The organism is Streptomyces sp. NPDC004752, assembly GCF_053601275.1.
Genome location: NZ_JBSGBN010000066.1, coordinates 22,333 through 44,661 on the forward strand (window position 1 = coordinate 22,333; position 22,329 = coordinate 44,661).

Here is a 22,329-nt window from a genome sequence, read left to right on the forward strand (position 1 = left end):
GCGTGCATCGGCTATTCGCGGTCGTCGGCGGTGGCGCGGCGGCGGCGCGAGAGGAAGAGCCCGGCGCCGGCGAGGACCACGGCGCCCGCGACGACACCGATGACGACGCCGGTCGAACCGCCGCCGCCGGTCGAGCCGGAGTCATCGGCCGGGACCGCCGACCACCAGCTCCAGTAGCCGTCCTGGCCATAGAGGTTGCCCGCGGCCTTGGGCATCGTCGTGATCGACTCGATCTGGTCGGTGCGATACGCCTCGACCGCGTTCGGGTACGCCATGACGTTCATGTACCCCGTGTCGTACAGCCGTGACTCGGCCTGCTTGACGAGCGTGGCCCGCTTGGCGGAGTCGTACTCGGCCAGCTGCCGCGCGTACAGCTCGTCGTACGTCTTGTCGCAGATGAAGTTGTCGGTGGCCCCGGTGTCCTTCGGCGCGGTGGGCAGGGCCGCGCAGGTGTGGATGGACAGGACGAAGTCCGGGTCGGGGTTGACGGACCAGCCGTCGAAGGCGAGGTCGTACTTTCCGGCGAGCCAGGGGTCGGTGACGTTGTCGAGGCAGTCGAGCCGCATGCCGATGCCCAGCTCGCCCCACCACTCCTTGAGGTACTGGCCGACCGCCTTGTCGTTCGGGTCGGTGGCATGGCACAGGACGCGGTAGTTCAGCGGCTTGCCGTCCTTGCCGACGCGCTTGCCGTCGCCGTTCTTCCGGTAGCCCGCCTGGTCGAGGAGCCGGGCGGCCTTCGCGGGGTCGTGGGCGAGTTGCTGACTCGCGGACGGTGTGAAGAAGTACGGGGCGAAGCGGGGCGGGATGTAGCCCTGGCCCTCGACCGCGTGGCCCTGGAAGACCTTGTCGACGAGGGTCTTGCGGTCGACCGCCATGAACAGGGCGTTCCGCACCCGTTGGTCGAGCAGGGAGGGATCGCCGTCGCCGAACTTCTCGCCGTTCTTGGCCTGGGCGCCCGGGTTGGTGGCGAGGGCGTAGAAGCGGCGGCCGGGGGCGTCGTTGACGCGGACGTTCTTCTCGCCCTTGAGGGAGGCGGCCTGGGCGGGCGTCAGGGAGGGCGAACCGGCGACGAAGGAGACCTCGCCCTTGCGCAGCGCGGCCACCGCCGCGTCCTGGTCCTTGTAGTACTTGAAGACCAGCTCGTCGAACTTGGGCGCACCGCGCCAGAACGTCTTGTTGGCCTTCAGCCGCACATAGCTGTCGGGCCGGTAGTCGGTGAGTACGAACGGTCCGTCGCCGACGACCGGGAAGGTCTTGTCGTTGGTGAACTTCGAGAAGTCCGTGACCTTCTCCCAGATGTGCCGGGGCACGATCGGCACGTCCAGCGCGGTCATCGTGGCCTGGGGCTTCTTCAGCTCGATGACCAGCTTGGTGGGGCTCGGGGCGGTCACCTCGCGGAAGTTGCCGACGAAGCTGCCGTTCGCGGTGGCGGCCGCCTGGTCGGTCATCAGCTTGTTGAACGTCCACGCCGCGTCCTGCGCGGTCACCTGCTGCCCGTCCGACCACTTCGCGTCGGAGCGGATCGTGTACGTCCAGGTGAGCTTGTCGGCGGACGGCTTCCAACTGGTGGCCAGGCCGGGCACCGGGTGGGCGTCCGCCGGGTCGTAGTCGGTCAGGTATTCGTAGGTCAGCCGCAGGATGCTCGTACTGACCAGACGCACCGCCAGAAAGGGGCTGAGCGAGTCGACGCTCTGCGCGACGGCGACGGTGAGGACCTTCTTGTCCGGGGCGGCCTCCGCCTGCCGGGGCGCCGGGTCCAGTGGGGTCGCGAGGCCCGCGGTGAGCGTCACGGCGAGGGCGCCGGCGGCGGCGACGAGCCGGGGCGTACGGGATCGTGGGCTTCTCGGTAGTGAACGCCTGCTGCCGTGCCGGTCTTGCGTGCTCATGAATCGTGACCTCGCGTCATCGCTCGCACAGGGACACCCTGTTGGGACTTCAGCGTTGGGACTTCAGCGGATTCAGCCTGGTGGCGCCGGGCGGGTGATGAGTGTGTCTATCAGCGGCGGTCTGCGCGCGTCAACGGCCCGTGTCCAGCACCTTTGGCCTGCGGAAACGGCGAGTTGACGGACGATGAGCCAAACATTGGTGTAGACCGGTGAAGGGGCCCTGGTGGCGCGCTGGCGCCGCGTTGGCCGCGGTCAGCGGGCGGGCGTTGCCACGGTGATGATCTCGGCGCTGTCCTGCGTCAACGGCCCCTGTCCCCAGTCGCCGTACCGCACCTCGACGTCAAGTCCCGCCTCACGGAGGAACCGTGTCAGTGCGTCGGGTCCGAGGAAGCGCAGGGTGCGGCGGCCGACCCGCGGCCGGTCCCAAGCCTCCCCGTCGAACGTCTCCTTGAGCCGCACGCGGTAGCCGACGGGCGGTCCCTCGACCTCGTGCCACACCCGTACGGCGCGGCCGTCCGCGTCGCCGACGGAACGTACGTGCTCCGGGCTCCACCTCGTCCAGGCGCGGGCCGCCGGATTCCGGGTCTCGAACACGAATCGTCCGCCGGGTGACAGGGCGGCCCTGACGGCGCGCAGCGCCAGCCGCAACTCCTCGTCGTGGACGAGGTGTTGGATGGTGTGCCCGGTCATCACGACCAGGTCGAACCCGCCGTTCCACAGCCGGGTCCGCAGGTCGCCGAGCACCCATGCGACGCCGGGTTCGCGGCGCCGCGCCTGGACCAGCATCGCGGCGGCCGGATCCAGCCCCATGAGCCGGCCGTCGTGTCCGGCGCGCCTGGCCCGCGCCAGCAACCGGCCCGTACCGCACCCCACATCGAGCACCGACCGGGCCGACATCACCAGGTCCAGATAGAAGTCGTCGCCAGGCCCCCAGGGATGAAGGGCGTCGTACAACGAGGCGAGCGAAAGATCCTTGAACGAGCGATCGACCACCGCGGCAGTGTGCCACACACCGGGCCACCGTCCCGCCTCGTTCAGCGCACCCCCTCGACGTGCCCCCTTGGCGTGACACATCGCTGTGCCCCCTCGGCGTCACGCCTTCGATGTCACCCTTCGTACGGGTGGACTGTTTCGCAGAAGAGTGTCTTTCATGGCTTTATGAGCATTTTGCGGTGGTATGAGCGGGTGATCGATCGATGTTCAGGGGGTGGCGTCACCGTGCGTACCCGCGTGTTCCAGAGGAGGCACTCCATGCGTCGGGCCAGACAGGTCACCTGGGCCGTGTGCACGACGGCGGTGGTGCTCGCGGCGGCCGCCTGCGGCGGCGGAAGCGGCACCGGCGCGGAGAGCGGCTCGGTGTTCAGCGCCTCCTGGGGCGATCCGCAGAACCCACTGGAGCCGGCCAACACCAACGAGGTACAGGGCGGCAAGGTGCTCGACATGATCTTCCGCGGTCTGAAGCGGTACGACCCGAGGACCGGCCGGGCCAAGGACATGCTCGCGCGGAAGATCGACACCACGGACTCCCAGAACTTCAGGATCACGCTCAGGGACGGCTGGACCTTCTCCAACGGCGAGAAGGTGACCGCCAGATCCTTCGTAGACGCCTGGAACTACGGCGCGAGCCTGAAGAACAACCAGAAGAACGCCTACTTCTTCGGCTACATCGACGGCTACGACAAGGTCCACCCGGAGAGCGGCCCGCAGCGCGCCGACACCCTCTCCGGGTTGAAGGTCGTGGACGACCGCACCTTCACGGTCCGGCTCAACCAGAAGTTCTCCAGCTTCCCGGACACCCTCGGCTACGCGGCCTTCGCCCCGCTGCCCCGGGCCTTCTTCACCGACCATGCGGCCTGGCTGGCGCACCCCGTGGGCAACGGGCCCTACACGATCGGCTCCTACACCAGGGGCTTCCAGATGGCCCTGAAGAAGTGGGACGCCTACCCCGGCCCCGACAAGGCCCGCAACGACGGCGTGAACCTCACGGTCTACACCGACAACAACACCGCCTACACCGATCTGTTGGCCGGCAACCTCGACCTGGTCGACGACGTTCCGGCCGCGCAGCTCAAGAACGTCCAGAGCGACCTCGAAGGCCGCTACCTCAACAGCCCGGCCGGCATCATCCAGACCCTCGCCTTCCCGTACTACGACAAGGACTGGAGCAAGCCCGGCGCGGAGAAGGTCCGCACCGGCCTGTCCATGGCGATCAACCGCAGACAGATCACCGAGACGATCTTCCGGAACACCCGTACCCCGGCCACCGACTGGACCTCGCCCGTGCTCGGCGCGGCCGGCGGCCACCAGGCCGGTCTGTGCGGCAGGGCCTGCGACTACGACCCCGCCCAGGCCAGGAAGCTGGTCCAGGAGGGCGGCGGCCTCCCCGGCGGCCAGGTCACGATCACCTACAACGCGGACACCGGTTCGCACCGGGAGTGGGTGGACGCCGTGTGCAACTCCATCAACAACGCGCTCGGCAACGACACGGCCTGCATCGGCAACCCGGTCGGCACCTTCGCCGACTTCCGCGACCGGATCGGCCGGCACAAGCTGACGGGCCCGTTCCGGTCCGGCTGGCAGATGGACTACCCGCTCATCCAGAACTTCCTGCAGCCGCTCTACTACACGGACGCCTCCTCCAACGACGGCAAGTGGTCCAGCAAGGACTTCGACCGGCTCGTCGACCGGGCCAACGCCGAGACCGACACCCGCAGATCGGTCGCCACCTTCCAGCAGGCCGAGGGGGTCGTCCGGGACGCCATGGCGGCCATCCCGCTCTGGTACCAGAACGGCAGCGCGGGCTACTCGCGGCGGCTGTCCGACGTGGCGCTCAATCCCTTCAGCGTCCCCGTCTACAACGAGATCAAGGTCGGCTGAGCCGTCATGGGGCGCTATGTCATGAGGCGGCTGCTCCAGATGATCCCGGTGTTCATCGGGGCCACGCTGCTGATCTTCCTGATGGTGAACGTGATGGGCGACCCCGTCGCCGGCCTGTGCGGCGAGCGGCAGTGCGACCCGGCGACGGCCGCCCAGCTCAAGCGGGATCTCGGCCTCGACCAGCCGGTGTGGCGGCAATACCTGACCTATATGGGCAAGGTCTTCACCGGCGACTTCGGCACCGCGTTCAACGGTCAGCCGGTCACCGAGCTGATGGGCACGGCGTTCCCCGTCACCGTCCGGCTGACCATCGTGGCGATCCTCTTCGAGATCGTCGTGGGCATCGCGCTGGGCGTGCTGACCGGGCTGCGCCGCGGCCGGCCCGTCGACACGGGCGTACTGCTGACCACCCTGGTCGTCATCTCCGTACCGACCTTCGTCACCGGTCTGCTGCTCCAACTCCTGCTCGGCGTCCAGTGGGGCTGGATCAGACCGTCGGTGTCGCCGGACGCCGCCTTCGGCGAACTGATCGTGCCGGGCCTCGTCCTGGCCTCGGTGTCGCTCGCCTATGTCACCCGGCTGACCCGCACCTCCCTCGCCGAGAACCGGCGCGCCGACTACGTCCGCACGGCGATCGCCAAGGGCCTGCCCCGGCGCCGGGTGATCACCCGGCATCTGCTGCGCAACTCGCTGATCCCCGTGGTCACCTTCATCGGCGCCGACATCGGCGCCCTGATGGGCGGCGCGATCGTCACCGAGCGGATCTTCAACATCCACGGCGTCGGCTACCAGCTCTACCAGGGGATCGTGCGGCAGAACACCCAGACCGTGGTCGGCTTCGTCACCGTCCTCGTGCTGGTCTTCCTGGTCGCCAATCTGCTCGTCGACCTGCTGTACGCCGTACTCGACCCGAGGATCCGCTATGCCTGAGCAGCACGAGCCCGACGGCGCGATCTCCCCGGCCGGCATGGGCGGCGCGATGGACCTCGCGACCAGCGAGGGGGCCACGCTGGAGCGGACGCCCGGCGGGCCCGTGGGAACCGGCCCCCGGGACCGGCCGCGCAGCCTCTGGTCCGACGCCTGGCACGACCTGCGCCGCAACCCCGTCTTCCTGGGCTCCGGCCTGGTGATCCTCTTCCTCGTCCTGATCTCCCTGTGGCCCTCGCTGATCGCCTCCGGCAACCCCCTCACCTGCGACCTCTCCAAGGCCCAGGAGGGCTCCCAGCCCGGCCACCCCTTCGGCTACGACGGCCAGGGCTGCGATGTCTACACACGGACCGTGTACGGCGCCCGGGCGTCCGTGACGGTCGGGGTCTGCGCCACGCTGGGGGTGGCCCTCCTCGGCTCGGTCCTCGGCGGTCTGGCCGGCTTCTTCGGCGGGGCGTGGGACGCGGTCCTGTCCCGGCTCACCGATGTGTTCTTCGCGATCCCGGTCGTGCTCGGCGGGCTGGTGCTGCTCTCCGTGGTGACCACCAACACGGTCTGGCCGGTCGTCGGGTTCATGGTGCTGCTGGGCTGGCCGCAGATCTCCCGCATCGCGCGCGGCTCGGTCATCACCGCCCGGCAGAACGACTACGTCCAGGCGGCCCGGGCGCTCGGCGCCTCCCCGGCCCGCATTCTGCTGCGGCACATCGCGCCCAACGCGGTCGCGCCGGTGATCGTGGTGGCGACCATCGCGCTCGGCACCTATATCGCGCTGGAGGCGACCCTGTCGTACCTGGGCGTCGGCCTGAAACCGCCGAGCGTCTCCTGGGGGATCGAGATCTCCGCCGCCTCCCCGTACATCCGCAACGCCCCGCACGCGCTGCTGTGGCCCTCCGGTGCCCTGGCGATCACCGTCCTGGCGTTCATCATGCTCGGCGACGCGGTGCGCGACGCCCTCGACCCGAAGCTGAGGTGAGCCGACATGCTGCTCGAAGTGCGCGATCTGCACGTGGAGTTCAGAACCCGGGACGGCATCGCGAAGGCCGTCAATGGGGTCACCTGCGAGGTGGCGGCGGGGGAGACCCTGGCCGTGCTCGGCGAGTCGGGCTCCGGCAAGTCGGTGACCGCGCAGGCCGTGATGGGAATCCTGGATATGCCGCCCGGCCGGATCACCGGCGGTGAGATCCTCTTCCGCGGCCGTGACCTGCTGAAACTGAAGGAGAATGAGCGACGCGGGGTCCGCGGCGCCGAATTGGCCATGATCTTCCAGGACGCGCTGTCCGCCCTCAACCCCGTGCTCAGCGTGGGCGACCAGCTCGGCGAGATGTTCGTGGTGCACCGCGGCATGTCGAAGAAGGACGCCCGGACCAGGGCGGTCGAGCTGATGGACCGGGTGCGCATCCCCGGCGCGGCGCAGCGCGTGCGCGACTATCCGCACCAGTTCTCCGGCGGCATGCGCCAGCGCATCATGATCGCCATGGCGCTGGCCCTGGAGCCCGCCCTGGTGATCGCCGACGAGCCCACCACCGCGCTGGACGTCACGGTCCAGGCCCAAGTCATGGATCTGCTCGCGGAGTTGCAGCGCGAGTACGCCATGGGACTCGTCCTGATCACCCACGACCTCGGTGTCGTCGCGGACGTCGCCGACCGGATCGCCGTGATGTACGCCGGCCGGATCGTCGAGTCGGCCCCGGTGCACGACATCTACAAGGCCCCCGCGCACCCCTACACCCGGGGGCTGCTGGACTCCATCCCGCGCCTGGACCGCAAGGGCCGGGAGCTGTACGCGATCAAGGGCCTGCCGCCGAACCTCATGCACATCCCGCCCGGCTGCGCCTTCCATCCGCGCTGTCCGATGGCGCGGGACGTGTGCCGGACGGACGAACCCCCGCTGTACCCCGTCGACGAGGACCGCGGCAGCGCCTGTCACTTCTGGCGGGAGTGCCTGCATGGCTGAGCCGATCCTGGAGGTCAGCGGGCTGGTCAAGCACTATCCGCTCACCCGCGGCATCCTGTTCAAGAAGCCGGTCGGCGCGGTGAAGGCGGTCGACGGCGTCGACTTCACGCTGGCCAAGGGCGAAACCCTCGGCCTGGTCGGCGAGTCGGGCTGCGGCAAGTCGACGGTCGCCCGGCTGCTGTGCAACCTCGAACGGCCGACGGCCGGTTCGATCCGGTTCAAGGGCGAGGAGATCACCCGGCTCTCCGGGCGCGCCCTGAAGGCCGTACGGCGCAACATCCAGATGGTCTTCCAGGACCCGTACACCTCGCTCAACCCGCGGATGACGGTGGGCGACATCATCGGGGAGCCGTTCGAGATCCACCCGGAGGCGGCCCCCAAGGGCGACCGGCGCCGCCGGGTCCGGGAGCTGCTGGACGTCGTCGGGCTCGACCCGGAGTACGCCAACCGCTATCCGCACCAGTTCTCCGGGGGCCAGCGCCAGCGCATCGGCATCGCGCGCGGGCTGGCGCTGCGCCCCGAGATCATCGTCGCCGACGAGCCGGTGTCGGCGCTGGACGTGTCGGTGCAGGCGCAGGTGATCAACCTGCTGGAGCGGCTCCAGGCGGAGTTCGACCTCAGCTATGTCTTCATCGCGCACGACCTGTCGATCGTGCGGCACATCGCGGACCGGGTCGGGGTGATGTACCTCGGGCGGATCGTGGAGATCGGCAGCGACACGGAGATCTACGACCATCCGACCCACCCCTACACCCAGGCGCTGCTCTCCGCGGTGCCCGTGCCCGACCCCGAGGCGCGCGAGCACCGCGAGCGGATCATCCTGACCGGCGATGTGCCGTCGCCGACGGACATCCCCTCCGGCTGCCGGTTCCGCACCCGCTGCTGGAAGGCGCGGGAGCGGTGCGCGCTTGAGGTGCCGGCGCTCGCGGTCCCGGAGGCGTTCCGGCACACCTCCGGTCCGGCGGCCCATGACTCGGCGTGCCACTTCGCGGAGGAGAAGCAGGTGGTGCCGGTGGAGGAGCACGGAAACGGGCCGGGGTGACATGGCGCACCCCGGCCCGGTCCCGGCACCCGCACGCTGCTCAGCGTCCGCGTCCGTATATCCGCATATCCATGTATCCGTATCTCGCTGCCGCTGCCGCTGCCGCTGCCGCTGCCGCTGCCGCTGCCGCTGCCGCTGCCGCTGCCGCTGCCGCGAAGTTGGCGGTGGGTTACGGCAGTTCGCGGGTGCCTGCCCCGCCGGCCCGGCTACGCCAGGGAGCGCTTGAGGAAGTCCACCTGGAGCAGCAGCAGGTTCTCGGCGACCTGCTCCTGCGGGGTCATATGGGTCACGCCGGACAGCGGCAGCACCTCGTGCGGGCGGCCCGCGGCCAGCAGCGCGGAGGACAGCCGCAGCGCGTGCGCGACCACCACGTTGTCGTCGGCCAGCCCGTGCACGATCATCAGCGGGCGGTGCGGCTCGGCCGGTGCCGAGAGGCCGTCGTCGGTGACGAGGGAACTGCGGGCGTACGCCTCCGCGTCCCGCGCCGGGTCGCCGAGGTAGCGCTCGGTGTAGTGGGTGTCGTACAGCCGCCAGTCGGTGACCGGGGCGCCCGCGATGCCCGCGCGGAAGACGTCCGGGCGGCGCAGTACGGCGAGGGCGGCCAGCCAGCCGCCGTAGGACCAGCCGCGGATCGCCACCCGGTTCAGGTCGAGCGGATGGGTCCTGGCGAGGTCCTGGAGCGCCTCGATCTGATCGTCCAGACAGACGGTGAAGTCGCGGTGCACCGCCTTCTCCCAGGCCGGCGAGCGGCCGGGGGTGCCGCGGCCGTCGGCGACGACCACCGCGAAGCCCTGGTCGGCGAACCACTGCGAGGTCAGATGCGCGTTGTGCGCGGCGACCACGCGCGGTCCGTGCGGGCCGCCGTAGGGGTCGAGGAGCACGGGCAGAAGCGTGTCGGAGGGGTAGTCCCGTGGCATAAGTACGGCGCACGGAATTTGGCGTGCGCCCCCCTGGGTGAGGGTCATGCGCGGGGACAAACCGGGATCTTCGGCGTGCGACAGGACAGTCGCCGACGGTTTTCCGTCACGCAGCACCTGGCACCGGGCGCCGGGCCGGTCGAGCGTGGCCGAGGCCAGCACCGTGACGCCACCGGCGCGCACCGCCGTATGCACACCGGGCTCCTGGGACACCCGCTCCACGCCCAGTTCGTTCACCCGGTAGACATGCACCTCGCCGATCTCGGCCGCCTCGGCCGCCTCGGCCTCCTCGCCGGCCGAGGCCGAGACCAGCACGTCGTCGGCGCTGACGTCGAGCACCGCACGGATGTGCAACTGGGCGCCCGTCAGGGGGCGTTCCCCCACTGCAAGGACCCGCGCGCCCCCTTCGTCGGCGATCCGGACGAGCTGTCCCGACGGACTCCAGCAGGGCACTCCAGGGAAAAGTTCAAGCCAATCTGGATCTTCGTCGGCGTGCACCATGCGGGTCGCCCCCGACTCCGGGTCGACGGCCAGGAACAGCTGGCTGCGCTGGTCCCGCGGCTGCACCAGAAGCAGCGGAGCACCCGCCTCTGACCAGTGCACACGCGCCAGATACGGATAGCGCGCCCGGTCCCAGACGACCTCCGTGCGGGCCCCGTCCAGACCGATCACGAACAGCCGTACGTCCGCGTTCGCGGTGCCCGCCGCCGGATAGGCGACGTGGTGTGGCTCACGTTCCGGCCGGGCGGGGTCCGCGATCCACCACCGCTGCACCGGCGTGTCGTCCACCCGCGCCACGAGCAGCCGGTCCGCCTCCGGCGCCCACCAGAAGCCCCGCGCCCGCCCCATCTCCTCGGCCGCCACGAACTCGGCCAGCCCATAGGTGACCCCGTCCGACTCCGGCTCCGCCAGCGCCCGGTCGTGCCCGCCCGCGGCGTCCACCACCCTGAGCGCGCCCTGCGCCACATATGCGACATGCCGCCCGTCGGGTGCGGGACGGGGGTCGATCACCGGGCCGGGAACCGGGAGTTCACGCGCCGTACCGGCCCGCAGCTCCGCCACGAAAAGCCGCCCTGACAACGCGAAAGAGGCCAACTCCAGGGCCGTGTCGGTGGCGTAGCCGACGATGCCGGCCCCGCCCTCACGGCTGCGTTCGCGGCGCGCCCGCTCCTCGGCCGACAGATGCTCCGTGGCACCGCCCAGCAGGGTGCGCGGATCGGCCGCAAGGCGCTCCCGGCCGTCCGCCGTGTCGAGCACCCACAGGGAGTTGGCCCGGTCCGTACCGGACCTCGAACGCAGGAACGCGACACGGGATCCGTCGGGCGCCACGCTGAACGCGCGCGGCGCGCCGAGGGTGAACCGCTGGGTCCGGGCGTGCCGTCGGGGGAAGGAGTCAGGCTCGGTCGTCATGCCCTGACCATATTGGCCATGCGCCCCCTTGTGCGGCCGTGCGCCGACCGATGCGCGAGCACGGATCGTTATGATCACTACCGCTGAGTGGGTATGAACCTGCTGGCTCCTGCATGGATTTGCTGTTCCGATCTACAACCCCCATAGTCCGACCCCCCGTGTCCCTGGGATTTTTGGAGGTGAGCCGCCGTGGCACTCTCGATTTCGGCGGTGGTGCTGCTGGCGATCATCGTCTTCCTGCTGATCAGGAAGTCAGGGCTGAAGGGCGGCCATGCGGTCGTCTGCGTCCTGCTCGGCTTCTATCTCGCCTCTTCCACCATCGCGCCCACGATCAGTGAGCTGACGACGAACGTGGCGAGCATGATCGGCGGCCTCAAGTTCTGACCGCGCCTCGGCGGGGACAGTCGGTGTGGACCGCCGGACGCTGACGCGACCGGCGGTCGGCCGTCACCTGTGCTGTTGTGCTGCTTCGTGGCCCCCGGCTCCGTAACATGGGCGGATCCAGGTGGACGAAGGGCTGGAGCGGGGGCGCGTGGACGGACACAACACCGGTGATCGGCTTCGAGAGCTGGCGAAGGCTTCGCCCAACTTCGGGCGTCTCTACCCGTACCAGCCTCTTCTGGCCATCTACGGATCGCAGGCGGAACTCACGGTCTTCACCAATCCCAACGCCGCGTACGTCAGCGCGGGGCAGTTCGGTGAGGTACTGGCCGAGGAGTTCGTCACCCGTACGGGCACGCGCGTCCAGGGCACGACCCAGTTCGACCGCCTCAATGCGCTCACGCGGGCCGGTGTGCTCGTCGGTTGGAGCCGTGAGGCGTTCGACAAGCTGCGCCGGGGACGCAACGACGCCGCGCACCACCACCTCTTCGACACCACGAAGGCGCTCGAAGCGCTGGAGTTGTGCTGGCGGCTGGGCGATCTCTTCGACCGGGCCATGGGCGGCAAACGGACCGTGGCCGCGTTCGTCCCGCCGACGCTTCCCGTGGACGTGCAGCCCGTCGACCCCGAGGAGATCTCGGAACTCCAGGAGGCACTGGAGGGACATCGCCGCGCGCTCGCGGAGTCACGCGTCAAGCTGTCCGAGACCAGCGACCGCCTTGAGGCCGAGCGCAGGGCCCGTACCGAGGCCGAGGAACTCATCGCCAGCGCCCAGCGCGCGAAGTCGGCCTACGCCGCCCAGATCGAGGACCTGAGAGCCCAGGTCACCGAACTGCGCGCGGCCCACCAGCAGCGGTACGACCGTGAGCGCGTCCAGCCCCGCAGGATCGCCTCCAAGGCCCGCGAAGCGATCGTCGAGCGCGCGCAGCTCCCCGCGCCGCTCAACGAGGTGCAGGCACGCAAGAAGATCGACGCGATGCTGACGAAGTCGGGCTGGCTGATCCAGAGTAAGGCGGACGCGAACCCCCTGGCGGGCAAGGGCGTCGCCGTCGAGGAGTTCACGCTGGCCACGGGGCGTGCCGACTACGTCCTCTACGTCGACGGGAAGATCGTCGGAGTCATCGAGGCCAAGCGCGAGGGCACCGCACTCGCCGGCGCCCTCGCCCAGAACGAGCGGTACGCGGCCGGTGTGCTCAAGGAGCACGCGATGGCCGTATGGCGCCGCGACGAACCCTTCGCGTTCCGCTACGTCAGCACCGGCGCGGAAACGTACTTCCTGAACCGCGTCGACCCCGAAGCCCGCTCCCGCGAGGTATTCGCCTTCCACCGCCCCGAGACCATCGCCGCGTGGATGAACCGGGCGGACGAGGAACCGGACACGCCCACCTTCCGCGCGGCCCTCCGCACCAGCATGCCGCTCCTGGAGACCCACGGCCTGCGCATGGCCCAGGTCGACGCCATCACGGGCCTGGAAGGCTCGCTGGCGGCCGACCGGCCGCGTGCCCTCATCCAGATGGCCACGGGCGCCGGAAAGACGTTCACAGCCGTCACGGAGACCTACCGCCTCCTCCGTCACGCGGGCGCCCGCCGGGTCCTCTTCCTCGTCGACCGCAACAACCTCGGCCGCCAGGCCCACGCGGAGTTCGACAAGTACCGCACACCCGACGAGAACCGGAAGCTCACCGACCTCTACAACGTCGACATGCTGGGCCGGAGCGGGCTCCAGGACACGTCGGCGGTCGTGATCTCCACGATTCAGCGGATGTATGCCCTCCTCAAGGGCGAGGAGTTGCCGGAGGGGCCGGACGCGGACGAACCGGAGACGAACGAGGTGGCGGCGGAGGGGGCGGCCACAGGGGAGGCCGCCACGGGGGAGGGCGTGAACGCCTCGAACCTGGACGAGACCTACGCGGCGGACGAGCCGATCACCGTCGAGTACAACCCGGACGTCCCGATCGAGTCGTTCGACGTGATCGTGATCGACGAGTGCCACCGCTCGATCTACGGTCTGTGGCGCGGCGTCCTGGAGTACTTCGACGCCCACTTGGTCGGCCTGACGGCCACGCCCACCCGCCAGACCCAGGGCTTCTTCGACCACAACATGGTGGCCCAGTACACGTACGAACAGGCCGTGGCCGACGGCGTCAACGTGGACTTCGACATCGTGCGCCTCAACACCACGATCCGGGAGGACGGCGGCGCGAAGATCGAGGCGGGTACGACCGTCCGCATCCGCGACCGCCAGACCCGGGCCCAGCGCTACGAGGAACTGGACGAGGACTTCGAGTACAGCGTCTCGCAACTCGGCCGCACGGTGATCACCGAGGACGAGATCCGGGCCGTGCTGACGACGTACCGGAACAACTGGCAGCGGTGGTTCCCGGGCCGCGCGGAGCTTCCGAAGACCCTCGTCTTCGCCGCAGGCGACGACCACGCCGAGGAAGTACTGAAGCAGGCCAAGGAAGTCTTCGGCCGGGGCGACGAGTTCGCGAAGAAGATCACGTACCGCTCCCGGCAGAACGGCGACGATCCGGACACGTTGATCAACGACCTGCGCAACTCGCCCCGCCTCCGGGTGGCGGTCACGGTCGACATGATCGCCACGGGTACGGATGTGAAGCCGCTGGAGTGCGTGATCTTCCTGCGTGCCATCAAGAGCCCGGTGCTCTTCGAGCAGATGAAGGGCCGGGGCGCCCGCTCGATCGACGCGGACGAGCTGAAGGCCGTGACTCCGGAGGCGGCGCCTGATCTGACGAAGGACCGTTTCGTCCTGATCGACGCGGTGGGGGTGACCGACTCGCCACTGGTGGACGCCCGGCCGCTGATCCCGGCGGGGGAGAAGAGCGTCTCGCTGGAGAAGCTGTTGGACAAGGCCGGTACGCGGTCACTGACGGCGGACGAGGCGGAGACGCTGGCGCGCCGACTGGCCCGTATCGACCGGCAGTTGGGGGCGGAGGAGCGGCGGCTGTTGGCCCAGACCTCCGGGGGCGTGAGCCTGGCCGACCTGGCGCGGCGGATCACGGACGCGGTGGACGTGGACACACAGGATCGCGCGCGGCACGAGGGCGGCCCCGAGCTGGCCAAGAAACTCGTCCAGGACGCGGTGGCGCCGCTGACCTCACGGCCCGAACTGCGGCAGCTGATCCTGAAGATCAGACACCAGCAGGACCTGACGTACGACGAGACGACCGAGGTCCGCGTCACCGAGATGCGGGAGATACCGCGCACGGAACGGGCGGCCAAGGAGCTGGCCGAGTGGAACTCGTTGCTCACGAAGGAGCAGCGGGACGAGAACGTGGCGATCCGCGTGGCGCTGGGAAGCGGCGCGAGGGTCAGCCCGCGTGAGGCGCGTGATGCGCTGAGGGAGCTGGCGGGCCGTATCCGGGCGACGAACCGCGCGTGGACGACGGGTGTCCTGTGGGACCACTACGAGCAGCTCGGCAAGGCGGCGGCCGGCCCCGGCAAGGAGGCGGGCCTGGGCGACCTGATCCGCCTCATCCGCTACGAGCTCGGCGCCGACGACGAGCTGCGCCCGTACCGTACGGTGGTCGAGGAGCGCTTCGAGGGCTGGCTGCTGCGGCAGCGGCAGGCGGGTGTGGAGTTCACCGACGACCAGCTGTGGTGGCTGGAGCGGATAAAGGACGCCATCGCCGCCGACGTCGGCATAGAGCCGGGAGACTTCGCAGTCGCGCCGTTCACCGAGCGCGGCGGAGGCCGGGGCTTCATGCGGGCGTTCGGAGACAAGGACGCGGCGCTGGAATTGTTGGATGAGCTGAATCGGGAACTGGGTTGAGCGTGGATGAGGAGAGGGCGCTGCCGGTTGGATGGGCTTGGGTCCGTTTGGATCAGGTCTGCTACGTGACCGGGGGGATTCAGAAGCAGGCCAAGCGTCGTCCTGTGAAGAATAAGTTCCCATTTCTGCGTGTTGCCAACGTGGGGCGTGGTGCCCTGGATCTGACCGAGGTTCATGAGGTCGAGCTGTTCGAGGGGGAACTGGAGAAGTTTCGACTCAGGGCTGGTGACCTGCTTGTGGTCGAAGGGAATGGCAGCCCGGATCAGATTGGCCGTGCCGCGATGTGGCGAGGCGCCATCGATGACGCGGTGCATCAGAACCACTTGATTAAGGTGCGACCCACTTCGGCTGTCGACCCTCGGTTTCTTGAGCTGCTGTGGAATTCTCCGGCTGTCTCGTCTCAGTTGCTGAGGGTTGCCCAGTCGACCAGTGGCCTTTATACGCTGAGCACCTCGAAGCTCAACCGTGTGGAGTTCGCGCTGCCGCCGCTCGCGGAGCAGGGCCGGATTGTTGAGGTCCTCGAAGAGCAATTGTCGTGTTTGGATGCCGGAGTTGCGACACTGCAGCAGACGCAGATGCGGCTTGACGGACTCCGGAAGAGGATTTTGATCTCATCCGTTCCAGAGGAACTTCCGGACTCTTGGCGACTGGCCACCGTTGAGCAGGCGGGCACCCTCGAACTCGGGCGTGCGCGTCACCCCGACTGGCATCACGGTCCGGAAATGCGCCGGTATCTCAGGGTTGCCAATGTCTTTGAGGATCGCTTCGACATCACGGACGTCATGGAGATGGACTTCTCCGGAGTGTGGGAAAAGTATCGCCTGGAGCCGGGAGATGTGCTGCTCAATGAAGGGCAGAGCCCGTATCTCGTAGGGCGCCCCGCGCTTTACCGAGGATTTCCTCCAGACGTCGCTTTCACGAACAGCCTGCTTCGTTTCAAGGCTGGCAATGAAGTGCTGCCCGAGTGGGCTTTGCTTGTGTTCCGGAGGCACTTGCATGCGAAGCGGTTCATGCAAGAGGTTCGAATTACCACAAACATTGCCCACCTTTCCGCGAAGCGTCTTAAAACCATTGAGTTTCCGATTCCTCCTCTTGAGGTCCAGAAGGAACTCGTCCAGCGCTGCGACGAACTGTTGAGTGGCGTGTCTGCGATGCGATCAGAGATCAGCAACGGCTTGAAGCGTGCGAACGGCTTGAGGGCTGCCCTCCTGGGCCGTGCCTTCACCGGCCGCCTGGTTCCGCAGAACCCGATCGAGGAGTGCGCTCAGGTTGCCTTGACGCGCATCGCAGCCGAGCGAGCCGCGCAAACGGGAGCGAAGCGTACCCGCAAGGTCCCGGCCAAGAAAGTCGCCGTTCCCCGACCCGCCGCGCCTGCCGATCCGGCCCCCCAGCCAACCCCCGCCCCCGCCCACGCCGTACAGCAGGAGTTCGACCTGTGACCGCCCCCGTAGCCGACCAACAGCAGCCCGCGAACGAGTCGGCCGAGAAGTCAGCGAAGGCCGTCGCGCAGACGAACACGCTCGTCGCCAAGCTCTGGAACTACTGCAACGTCCTGCGCGACAACGGCATGTCCACCATCGAGTACGTGGAGCAGCTCTCCTACCTGCTCTTCCTCAAGATGGTTGACGAGATCGAGAACGATCCGTGGGACGGGCAGGACCTCAGTGCCATCGTGCCCGCCGACTACAACTGGAAGTCGCTCGTCGGCAAGCGCGGCCCGGGGCTGGAGAAGCACTACCGGGACGTTCTCGAACACCTTGGCCAGCACCCCGACACCACCATCGGCACGATCTTCGCCGACGCCCAGAACCGCATCACCAAGCCGGCCCTCCTGGAGAAGCTGGTCATCGAGCTGATCGGCCGCCAAGAGTGGACGATGACCGGCACCGACCTCAAGGGCGACGCCTACGAGGGTCTGCTCAACAAGGGCGCCTCCGACACCAAGACCGGCGCCGGTCAGTACTTCACGCCCCGCGCTCTGATCGATGCGATGGTGGATGTCGTCCAGCCCGGCCCGGACGACACCATCACCGACCCCGCCTGCGGTACCGGCGGTTTCCTCATCGCGGCCCACTCCTACATCCGCGACCACCACATGAAGAAGATGTCGCTGGAGGAGCGGAAGGCATACGACGAAGGCCGCAAGATCTGGGGCAACGAACTCGTCACCGGCACTGCCCGTTTGGCCGCGATGAACATGCTCCTTCACGGCATGGGCAAGAGCGACGGGCCCAGCCTCATCCACGTCGGCGACGCCCTCGCCGACAAGCCCAGCGGCAAGCACGCCACCCTCGTCCTCGCCAACCCGCCCTTCGGCCGTAAGTCCGCGATTACCGTTATCGGCCAGGACGGGGAGGTCGAGAAGGAGGACATCCAGTACGACCGTGACGACTTCACCGCCACGACCACCAACAAGCAGCTGAACTTCCTGCAACACATCATGTCGCTCACGGCGGTTGGCGGTCGTGCCGCAGTCGTCCTGCCCGACAACGTGCTCTTCGAGGGCGGCGCCGGTGAGAAGGTCCGCCGCAAGCTGCTGGACGAGTTCGACCTGCACACCATCCTGCGCCTGCCCACCGGCATCTTCTACGCCGGTGGCGTCAAGGCCAACGTCCTCTTCTTCGACAAGAAGTCCCCACGCGCCGACGGCAAGGCCCACACCACCGAAACGTGGGTCTACGACTTCCGCACCGGCCAGCACTTCACGCTGAAGCAGCGCCCGCTGACCCGAGCCCACCTCGACGACTTCGTGACGGCCTACCGGCCCGACGAGCCCCGCTCCTCCCGCGTCGAGTCCGAGGACGACAACGGGCCCTTCAAGAAGTTCAGTTACGAGGACCTGATCGCCCGCGACAAGGTCAACCTCGACATCACCTGGATGAAGGACCCCGCCCTCGACGACGCCGACAGCGGCCTGCCGCCCGAGGTGATCGCCGAGGAGATCGTCCGCGACCTTCAGGCCGCCCTGAAAGAGTTCACGGCCATCGCCCGTTCTCTCGGCGGCGAGGTGGACGTACCGGAGGCCGAGGCCGAGTAGCCGACCGTCAGTCCTGGGACACGTACGGTACGAAGTCGGCCCATGCCTTGGGCGAAAGCGCGAGGCGGGGGCTGACATCCGCGTGCTTGGAGTCGCGGACGTGGATGGTGGTGGGGGTGGTGGCTATTTCGACGCAGTCGTTCGGGTTGCTGCTGTCGCTGTAGCTGCTCTTGAACCACGCCAGCTCGGACGCGTCCCCAGCAGTCGCCTTGCGGATCATGTTTCTCCTACCAGTTGCTCGATGAAGGCCCGTGACTCTCGTGCAGTCAGAGCCTCCGCCCGGATGATGCCATAACGCAGTTCGAGGATCCGGAGTTGCCTGGGATCGGAGACGGGACGCCCGTTGAACTCGTCGTCCATGCGCCCAACCGCCGTGCCGTCGCCGAACTTCAGCACCTGCACTCGCCCTGCCGTTCCAGGGTGGTCCCAGCGGTCCATCGGCATCACCTGCAGTTCGACGTTCCGCAACTCAGCCACCTGGAGCAGGTATTCGAGCTGCTGGCGCCACACCATCTTGCCTCCGACCGGGCGCCTCAGCGTCGTCTCTTCCAGGACAAAGCTGAGTTCAGGGGCCGGTGAGCGCTCATAGATCGCCTTCCGGGCCATGCGTGCCGCCACTGCGTGCTCCAGTTGGTCTTCCGGAGGTACTGGCCGTCGAGTCCTCAGCAACGCCCACGCGTACTCCTCTGTCTGGAGCAGGCCATGCAGGTTGTGATTGCCGTACGAGAGCAGCTCTACGGCCGTGGCTTCCATCTTCGCCAGGTCCCGAACCTGCTTCGGGTACTGGACCTTCGCCACGTCCTCCTTCATGGCGGCGATCAGCCCATCCGCCCCCAACACGTCGTCGGCCTTGTCCAGATACTCCGGCCGCGGAATCCGCTTTCCGCCTTCGACCTTGTACACCAGGTCCTCGCCGTACCCGACCGCCACACCGAACTCGGCGGCCCGCATCCCCGCGGCCTCCCTGCGCAGTTTCAACTGCCGTCCCACGGTTGCGACGACCGCCAGTGCCCAGTCGTCGTCCGGATCCACCTCCCAACCCGGCTCGTCCTCCTCGCTCTTGAGCTGCCCCGTCACCACTTCCGTGCTCATCCCGCGCCCCTCCGTAGTACAACCGTCCGCGACGACGCCCTACGCGTACGACCGCTCTTGACGGCCGGACAGTCACCGTACGCAACTGTCTTGTCACACTTCACGGTAAGCGTTCCCGCCACTCTGCGTGACGAGATTCGCTGAGGACGGCTTCAGTCCGCCTGCCACCGGAACCCGGGCGCCCATGCTTCGGTGGGAGGGGTGCTCTCTTTCCCAAGGACCAACACGGCGGAAAAGGACCCTTCCAAGCCCCACCCCTCCCGCCCGCCGCTCAATCTCACTCACGCGAGTGAACATCGCGAACTCGACTGGATTCGTGGCCCCTTGGCTGCCCTACGCTCGGCCCAACACAACCGCAGACATGCGACGGCCCCCGCCGGGACGGCAATCCCAGTGCGAGGGCCTGACCACCGAGGAAGAACGGACCTTCCCGATGGATACGCAGAACCCTAGCGCGCCCTCGCGCGCCCAGGCCCGTGTTGCCGGGAACAACCACCCGAAGCGGCACACCGGTTCCCCATCCGGCGGGGGCCTCATCCACGACAACACCCGCCACACCGAGCGCTTCGCGGTGATCGGCAACCACCTCACCCAACACCCGGAGCTGTCCCTCCTCGCGATCGGACTGGGCTGTCACATCCAGTCGTTGCCCAAGGGCGCGCGCGTCGACATCAAGTCCCTCACCGCCCGTTTCCAGGAGGGCGCGACCCGGATCGCCGCAGCGTTGCGCGAGCTGGAGGCCCATGGCTACTTGCGCCGTGAACGCGAACGCGTGCCCGGCGGCCGTATCGTCACCCGGACCGTGTCCTGCAACCAGCCGACGGCGGAACGCCGGGAGCCCCGATCCCCTGCCTGCCCGCCGCTACGGCAACCGGCGGCGGCACCGAAACCGAAGGCACCCCGCAGGCCCCTGCCCGCCGTACCGCGGCCCTCGCAGCCCCATGCCAAGCTCCTCCAGGCGGCCGCCGACCTTCTCGCCGACCTCCGCCTCGACGATCCCCGCCTGCTCCTCTCCGCCTGCGACACGGCCCATCTCGCTCCCGGCGTGGCCGCCTGGCTGGAGCGTGACGTCAGCCCCGCCGCCGTACGGCACGCCCTCACCGCGGACCTGCCGCCCGAGGGGCAGCTGCGTCGGCCGGCGGCCCTGCTGGCCCATCGACTCGCCGTCCAGCTGCCACCCCCGCCGCCGTTCCGGGCCTCGGCTCCACCGCCTGCCGTCAGGGCTTCGCTCCAGAACTGCGACGGCTGCGACCGTGCCTTCCGCTCTCCGAAACCAGGACGCTGTCATGACTGCCGTACTTCCGTTGCCACCGCCGCGTGAGACCGCTCTGCCCGGTTCCTTCGACCCGGGCCGGATAATCTGGCCAGGGCACCCTCTGGAGGACACCATGGGCACTCAGGCCGACCACGGAAACGAGTTGATCCCCCGTCCCGAGCTGACTCCGGATGCCCTTCGTGCGGCCCTCGCCGTCGTCGCTCCGGGGCGCCTTGACGAGATGCAGGCCATGAAGGACGAGGCATTCGCCAAGGCCGTCGAGTGGCAGTCGCTCAGCCCGGTGCAGAGCTGGGTCCTGATCTGGGCCAAAGAGATCGAGATCGCCCGTCGACCGGACCTGTCGGCCCGCTACGCCCAGGCGGAGAGGAACCTGGAGCACGACGATCCGGCCATCGCGCAGGAGGCCCTTCGCGAGCTGAGTGCGGTCCTCGAAGAGGCGCTGAAGGCAGTGCGGGAGTGAGCTGGAAATGGGAGTACGCCTTCGGGGCCGAAGAGGCCGCCCGCACCGCTCCGGCGGCCTTCTTGGCCGCTGTTTCACGCCGGGCTGACGAACTGGTCAGGGCGGCTGAAGCCCTTCACATCCACGGCCGGGCCTATGAGGGGATCGACCCGAAGGGCAGCGAAATCATCGTCTCCGGCGGCTGGTTCAGATATCAGGTCGTCGTACGGAGCGAGCGTGTCTACGTCGTCCAGATCACTTATCTGGGCTTCTGACGGTCCATGGCGACCAGAGCGGCGCGATCCGGAAGCGGAGGGGGCAGAACAGGCCACTTTGACCGGAGCGGGTACGGCTCGGCTTGACCGACCCCGGTACGGCTCGGGGATCGTGATCCCGAAGATCGTGACGGAGAGTCGTACGGGAGTTACCCATGGCCGTTCCCAGACCGCAGACGCATCAGTTCGAGGCGTTCATGACGAACCTGTCGTACGCCCGGCGCATGGTCGAAGCGGGCCGGATGCTGACCCCCTTCAAGTCCCCGACGATCGACATCGACGACTTCTACCGGGCGGCCTGGGTGCAGGCGGTCGCCGCCATCGACCACTGGCTGCACGAGGAGGTGCTGCGCCGGGTCGCCGAACTGGCGGCCAAGGACAGTCCCGACATGCCCTACCAGCTCCGTGTCTACGAGTTGCCACTGCACACCGTCGAGGCGGTGCGGAAGGGCGACGTCACCCTTTCCGACGCCGTGGTCGAGCATCTGCGGGACAAGCTCGCGGCCCAGTCCCTCCAGCACCCCGGAAAGATCTCCGAAGTGCTCAAGCTGGTCACGGACAGGAAGGTCTGGTATCTGTCCGCCGGATGGATCAACAAGACGTTCTTTCACGGGCGTACGTCCCTGAACGAGAAGACACTTCGCAGCCGCTATCTGGAGATCACTCAGCGGCGTAACAAGATCGCGCACGACGCCGACCTGATCGACGGGGACCTGAAGCAGCGCCGCCCCATCGACGAGTCGTCCGTGAACGACGCCATCGACTGGATCGAGCGGATTGCGCTGGCCATCGCTCACGTACTGGACGAGGAAGGGTGACGGTCGGGCGGGGAGGTGACCGAGGTGGGGCTTGGGCAGGCCGGTGTAGCGGGTCCGGCGGATGCGGCTGCGCGCACTGCCTGGGAGATCGCGCCCTCCACGCCGACGCGGATGCTCGGTCCGGTACGAACCCCGGGCAGTGACGATGTGCGCGGCGGTGACATATCCGGCGTCAGCATCGTGCTCGTCGGAGCATAACTCCCGT

Annotated in this window: 18 protein-coding genes; 13 read left to right on the top strand and 5 right to left on the bottom strand. The window is 68.4% G+C overall.

Annotated elements, in window-relative coordinates; translation table 11 throughout:
- Positions 1-11: 11 nt before the first annotated feature.
- Complete coding sequence (locus ACWEKM_RS25830) at positions 12-1,886, bottom strand: ABC transporter substrate-binding protein (protein WP_451623607.1); 1,875 nt, start codon at positions 1,884-1,886, stop codon at positions 12-14.
- A gap of 252 nt (positions 1,887-2,138) precedes the next feature.
- A complete protein-coding gene (locus tag ACWEKM_RS25835; RefSeq protein ID WP_451623608.1) occupies positions 2,139-2,879 on the bottom strand; it encodes a class I SAM-dependent methyltransferase in 741 nt (246 codons plus the stop codon).
- A gap of 258 nt (positions 2,880-3,137) precedes the next feature.
- Here ACWEKM_RS25835 and ACWEKM_RS25840 point away from each other — a divergent pair, with 258 nt between their 5' ends.
- The 5 genes from ACWEKM_RS25840 to ACWEKM_RS25860 are packed head-to-tail and all read left to right on the top strand — an operon-like array spanning position 3,138 to position 8,686.
- Positions 3,138-4,763 carry a peptide ABC transporter substrate-binding protein gene (locus ACWEKM_RS25840; RefSeq protein ID WP_451623609.1) on the top strand — a complete coding sequence of 542 codons (1,626 nt, stop codon included), beginning with the start codon at positions 3,138-3,140 and terminating at the stop codon, positions 4,761-4,763.
- Between the two features lie 6 nt (positions 4,764-4,769).
- Complete coding sequence (locus tag ACWEKM_RS25845) at positions 4,770-5,693, top strand: ABC transporter permease (protein ID WP_451623610.1); 924 nt, start codon at positions 4,770-4,772, stop codon at positions 5,691-5,693.
- Positions 5,686-6,663 carry an ABC transporter permease gene (locus tag ACWEKM_RS25850; protein ID WP_451623611.1) on the top strand — a complete coding sequence of 326 codons (978 nt, stop codon included), beginning with the start codon at positions 5,686-5,688 and terminating at the stop codon, positions 6,661-6,663. The genes ACWEKM_RS25845 and ACWEKM_RS25850 overlap by 8 nt, the downstream gene beginning before the upstream one ends.
- 6 nt (positions 6,664-6,669) lie before the next feature.
- Entirely contained in the window at positions 6,670-7,644 is a 975-nt protein-coding gene (locus tag ACWEKM_RS25855) for an ABC transporter ATP-binding protein (RefSeq protein ID WP_451623612.1), read from the top strand.
- The gene (locus ACWEKM_RS25860) at positions 7,637-8,686 is read left to right on the top strand and encodes an ABC transporter ATP-binding protein (RefSeq protein ID WP_451623613.1); all 1,050 of its coding nucleotides are present in this window, start codon (positions 7,637-7,639) and stop codon (positions 8,684-8,686) included. The genes ACWEKM_RS25855 and ACWEKM_RS25860 overlap by 8 nt, the downstream gene beginning before the upstream one ends.
- A 206-nt stretch (positions 8,687-8,892) precedes the next feature.
- Here ACWEKM_RS25860 and ACWEKM_RS25865 read toward each other — a convergent pair whose 3' ends face one another.
- Positions 8,893-11,013, bottom strand: a complete 2,121-nt coding sequence (locus ACWEKM_RS25865; protein WP_451623614.1) for a prolyl oligopeptidase family serine peptidase — start codon at positions 11,011-11,013, stop codon at positions 8,893-8,895.
- 189 nt (positions 11,014-11,202) lie between these two features.
- Here ACWEKM_RS25865 and ACWEKM_RS25870 point away from each other — a divergent pair, with 189 nt between their 5' ends.
- The 4 genes from ACWEKM_RS25870 (at position 11,203) to ACWEKM_RS25885 (ending at position 18,224) form a co-directional block, all read left to right on the top strand.
- Positions 11,203-11,397, top strand: a complete 195-nt coding sequence (locus ACWEKM_RS25870; RefSeq protein WP_451623615.1) for a hypothetical protein — start codon at positions 11,203-11,205, stop codon at positions 11,395-11,397.
- Positions 11,398-11,545: 148 nt separating this feature from the next.
- Positions 11,546-15,187, top strand: coding sequence for a DEAD/DEAH box helicase family protein (locus ACWEKM_RS25875; RefSeq protein WP_451623616.1), 3,642 nt, complete (start codon positions 11,546-11,548; stop codon positions 15,185-15,187).
- Positions 15,188-15,189: 2 nt separating this feature from the next.
- A complete protein-coding gene (locus ACWEKM_RS25880; RefSeq protein WP_451623617.1) occupies positions 15,190-16,626 on the top strand; it encodes a restriction endonuclease subunit S in 1,437 nt (478 codons plus the stop codon).
- Positions 16,623-18,224 carry a type I restriction-modification system subunit M gene (locus ACWEKM_RS25885; protein ID WP_451623618.1) on the top strand — a complete coding sequence of 534 codons (1,602 nt, stop codon included), beginning with the start codon at positions 16,623-16,625 and terminating at the stop codon, positions 18,222-18,224. The genes ACWEKM_RS25880 and ACWEKM_RS25885 overlap by 4 nt, the downstream gene beginning before the upstream one ends.
- Positions 18,225-18,231: 7 nt before the next feature.
- On the opposite strand, the gene ACWEKM_RS25890 is transcribed toward ACWEKM_RS25885, so the two are convergent.
- Positions 18,232-18,444 (bottom strand): DUF397 domain-containing protein, encoded by a 213-nt coding sequence (locus ACWEKM_RS25890; protein WP_451623619.1) that lies wholly within the window; start codon positions 18,442-18,444, stop codon positions 18,232-18,234.
- Positions 18,441-19,316 (bottom strand): helix-turn-helix domain-containing protein, encoded by an 876-nt coding sequence (locus tag ACWEKM_RS25895; protein ID WP_451623620.1) that lies wholly within the window; start codon positions 19,314-19,316, stop codon positions 18,441-18,443. The genes ACWEKM_RS25890 and ACWEKM_RS25895 overlap by 4 nt, the downstream gene beginning before the upstream one ends.
- A gap of 433 nt (positions 19,317-19,749) precedes the next feature.
- Here ACWEKM_RS25895 and ACWEKM_RS25900 point away from each other — a divergent pair, with 433 nt between their 5' ends.
- From ACWEKM_RS25900 to ACWEKM_RS25915, 4 genes are all read left to right on the top strand, one after another.
- Positions 19,750-20,637, top strand: a complete 888-nt coding sequence (locus ACWEKM_RS25900; protein ID WP_451623621.1) for a helix-turn-helix domain-containing protein — start codon at positions 19,750-19,752, stop codon at positions 20,635-20,637.
- Between the two features lie 67 nt (positions 20,638-20,704).
- Positions 20,705-21,052: a hypothetical protein gene (locus tag ACWEKM_RS25905; protein ID WP_451623622.1), complete on the top strand. Its 348-nt coding sequence runs from the start codon at positions 20,705-20,707 to the stop codon at positions 21,050-21,052.
- Positions 21,049-21,306, top strand: coding sequence for a hypothetical protein (locus tag ACWEKM_RS25910; RefSeq protein ID WP_451623623.1), 258 nt, complete (start codon positions 21,049-21,051; stop codon positions 21,304-21,306). Before ACWEKM_RS25905 ends, ACWEKM_RS25910 begins: the two co-directional genes overlap by 4 nt.
- A gap of 155 nt (positions 21,307-21,461) precedes the next feature.
- Positions 21,462-22,124: a hypothetical protein gene (locus tag ACWEKM_RS25915; protein ID WP_451623624.1), complete on the top strand. Its 663-nt coding sequence runs from the start codon at positions 21,462-21,464 to the stop codon at positions 22,122-22,124.
- Positions 22,125-22,329 lie beyond the last annotated feature (205 nt).

Bases quoted from the DNA above. Each gene is read 5' to 3' on its own strand.
- ACWEKM_RS25850 (WP_451623611.1), top strand. From the start codon at position 5,686: ATGCCTGAGCAGCACGAGCCCGACGGCGCGATCTCCCCGGCCGGCATG.
- ACWEKM_RS25860 (WP_451623613.1), top strand. From the start codon at position 7,637: ATGGCTGAGCCGATCCTGGAGGTCAGCGGGCTGGTCAAGCACTATCCG.
- ACWEKM_RS25900 (WP_451623621.1), top strand. From the start codon at position 19,750: ATGGATACGCAGAACCCTAGCGCGCCCTCGCGCGCCCAGGCCCGTGTT.
- ACWEKM_RS25915 (WP_451623624.1), top strand. From the start codon at position 21,462: ATGGCCGTTCCCAGACCGCAGACGCATCAGTTCGAGGCGTTCATGACG.
- ACWEKM_RS25845 (WP_451623610.1), top strand. From the start codon at position 4,770: ATGGGGCGCTATGTCATGAGGCGGCTGCTCCAGATGATCCCGGTGTTC.
- ACWEKM_RS25905 (WP_451623622.1), top strand. From the start codon at position 20,705: ATGGGCACTCAGGCCGACCACGGAAACGAGTTGATCCCCCGTCCCGAG.
- ACWEKM_RS25830 (WP_451623607.1), bottom strand. From the start codon at position 1,886: ATGAGCACGCAAGACCGGCACGGCAGCAGGCGTTCACTACCGAGAAGC.
- ACWEKM_RS25840 (WP_451623609.1), top strand. From the start codon at position 3,138: ATGCGTCGGGCCAGACAGGTCACCTGGGCCGTGTGCACGACGGCGGTG.
- ACWEKM_RS25855 (WP_451623612.1), top strand. From the start codon at position 6,670: ATGCTGCTCGAAGTGCGCGATCTGCACGTGGAGTTCAGAACCCGGGAC.
- ACWEKM_RS25895 (WP_451623620.1), bottom strand. From the start codon at position 19,316: ATGAGCACGGAAGTGGTGACGGGGCAGCTCAAGAGCGAGGAGGACGAG.
- ACWEKM_RS25890 (WP_451623619.1), bottom strand. From the start codon at position 18,444: ATGATCCGCAAGGCGACTGCTGGGGACGCGTCCGAGCTGGCGTGGTTC.
- ACWEKM_RS25865 (WP_451623614.1), bottom strand. From the start codon at position 11,013: ATGACGACCGAGCCTGACTCCTTCCCCCGACGGCACGCCCGGACCCAG.